The sequence below is a fragment of the Alcaligenes sp. EGD-AK7 genome, from assembly GCF_000465875.3.
Lineage (GTDB): Bacteria > Pseudomonadota > Gammaproteobacteria > Burkholderiales > Burkholderiaceae_B > Alcaligenes > Alcaligenes phenolicus.
The window spans coordinates 1-509 of record NZ_AVOG02000063.1 but is presented as its reverse complement, the minus strand read 5'-3'; the positions used below and the strand labels follow the sequence as shown (position 1 = coordinate 509).

At 53.8% G+C, this 509-nt stretch carries 1 rRNA gene; it reads left to right on the top strand.

Annotated elements, in window-relative coordinates:
• Window positions 1–509: ribosomal RNA gene (locus tag N879_RS16945) — 23S ribosomal RNA — on the top strand; the annotation flags it as partial.

Here is a 509-nt window from a genome sequence, read left to right as displayed (position 1 = left end):
AGGGGAGGCGTAGGGAAACCGAGTCTTAATAGGGCGATCAGTCGCTGGGAGTAGACCCGAAACCGGGCGATCTATCCATGGGCAGGTTGAAGGTTGAGTAACATCGACTGGAGGACCGAACCGACTACCGTTGAAAAGTTAGCGGATGACCTGTGGATCGGAGTGAAAGGCTAATCAAGCCCGGAGATAGCTGGTTCTCCTCGAAAGCTATTTAGGTAGCGCCTCGTGTATCACTGCTGGGGGTAGAGCACTGTTTCGGCTAGGGGGTCATCCCGACTTACCAAACCGATGCAAACTCCGAATACCAGCAAGTGTCAGCACGGGAGACACACGGCGGGTGCTAACGTCCGTCGTGAAAAGGGAAACAACCCAGACCGTCAGCTAAGGTCCCAAAGTCATGGTTAAGTGGGAAACGATGTGGGAAGGCTTAGACAGCTAGGAGGTTGGCTTAGAAGCAGCCATCCTTTAAAGAAAGCGTAATAGCTCACTAGTCGAGTCGGCCTGCGCGG